Genomic DNA, 1,003 nt, shown 5'->3' on the forward strand with positions numbered 1-1,003 from the left:
ATCGTGGCGCTCCTCCTGCGCGAGCGCACGGGCGAGCCAGGCGCCGGCGCGGACCAGGCCGTTCGGACGGTCTCGGTACGACGCCGCCTGCTCCCAGAGGACGACGCGGTCCTCTCCGCGGGCCAGCCGGCCGGCGAGGGTGAGCGCGACCGGTGCCTCGTCGGCGTGCTGGCCGTGCAGGGCCTCGGCGACGAGGCGGGCCTCGCGGGCGAGGCCGCGGTAGTCGCCGAGCATGTCGCGGGCCCGGACGGTCGCCAGGCGTGCGCGCAGCTCGAACCAGGAGCGCTGCTGCTGCCGGAACATGGATCTGGCCTCGCGCGCCGCCGCGAGGGCCTGCTCCGGATCTCCGGCGGCCTGGAGGGCGGTCGCTCTGAGGAAGTGCAGCTCGGCCTCCTCGGTCGCCGGAATCCCCTCTCCGTCGGCGAACCGCTCCAGGAGAGAGACGGCCTCGTCGGCCAGCCCCGCGGCGAGGTAGGCGGCGGCGCGGAGGGCGACCCCGTCGTACCTCATCGGGTGGCCCGCCGCCTGGTAGGCCTCGGCCGCCTCGGCGTAGCGCCGGAGCCCGGTGGCCAGGTCGCCGCGCGCGACTGCGATCTCGGCGATGTTCTCGACCGCGGTGAGCCGTTCCAGGGTCGCGTCGCACGAACGCAACAGCTGCTCGGCCCGGAGGACCTCGCGCTCGGCCTCGTCGACCTGCCCGAGACGCAGATCCAGGTAGCCCAGCCAGATGCGGGTCCGTGCCTCCCACACGACGTTCCCTGCTCGGGCGATGGCGTCCCGCGCCGCCCGCATGACCGGGACCGCCTCCTCGTACCGTCCGAGGACGACGAGCACGCCCGCCTGACGCATCTGGACCTTGGCCGCCGTCTCACCGGTCGCGCCGTCGAGTGCTCGCTCGAGCTGGGCGAGTCCGGCCCGGGTGCGGCCGACGTAGGCGAGGGTTGCCCCGTAGGTCGCGCGCACGTCACGCTCCCGGTCCGGCCGGGCGGCGGCTCGCGCCGCG

Annotated in this window: 1 protein-coding gene; it reads right to left on the reverse strand. The window is 75.7% G+C overall.

Features of this window, described 5'->3' with window-relative positions; all coding sequences use genetic code 11:
- A partial coding sequence (locus E7Z54_RS18680; protein WP_206056392.1) for a hypothetical protein occupies positions 1-963 on the reverse strand: 963 nt, incomplete at its 3' end.
- Positions 964-1,003 lie beyond the last annotated feature (40 nt).

It is taken from the genome of Nocardioides sp. (assembly GCF_004803405.1).
Lineage (GTDB): Bacteria > Actinomycetota > Actinomycetes > Propionibacteriales > Nocardioidaceae > Nocardioides > Nocardioides vastitatis.